This window comes from Halorubrum sp. Atlit-26R (assembly GCF_003666015.1).
Classification (GTDB): Archaea; Halobacteriota; Halobacteria; order Halobacteriales; family Haloferacaceae; genus Halorubrum.
The window spans coordinates 1-437 of record NZ_QPLT01000551.1 but is presented as its reverse complement, the minus strand read 5'-3'; the positions used below and the strand labels follow the sequence as shown (position 1 = coordinate 437).

General features: G+C 68.2%; 1 pseudogene. It reads left to right on the top strand.

The features are described 5' to 3' along the window. Positions 1 to 437, top strand: a pseudogene (locus DVK07_RS21905) (hypothetical protein); the annotation flags it as partial.

The window sequence follows — 437 nt, the reverse complement described above, 5'->3', positions numbered from 1 at the left end:
CGGTCACCATCACCGTGACCGAAGACGGCGAGGCCGTCGAGAACGCCTCGGTCGCGGTCGAGGGCAACTACACGGACGCGGGCGAGTACGAGACGGACGCGAACGGTACCGTCGAACTCACCGCGCCCCTGCAGACTGTCACGGTCGACGTGACCGCCGAGTACGACGGCCTCAGCGCCGAGACGACCGCCACCCTGCAGGGTGAGGTCGCCGAGGACGACCCGTTCGGCCAGCTCGTCAGCCGGTTCGTCGAGCGGCTCAAGGACACGGGCGGTGACGGCCCCATCGGACAGGCCGTCTCCGACTTCGTGACCGAGAACAACCCGGGTAACGCGGACGACAAGCGTCCGGACCACGCCGGCCCGAAGAACAGCAGCGATGACGCCGACGGCGAGGAGGACGCACCCGGAAACTCCGACAAGGCCAAGAACGGTAAC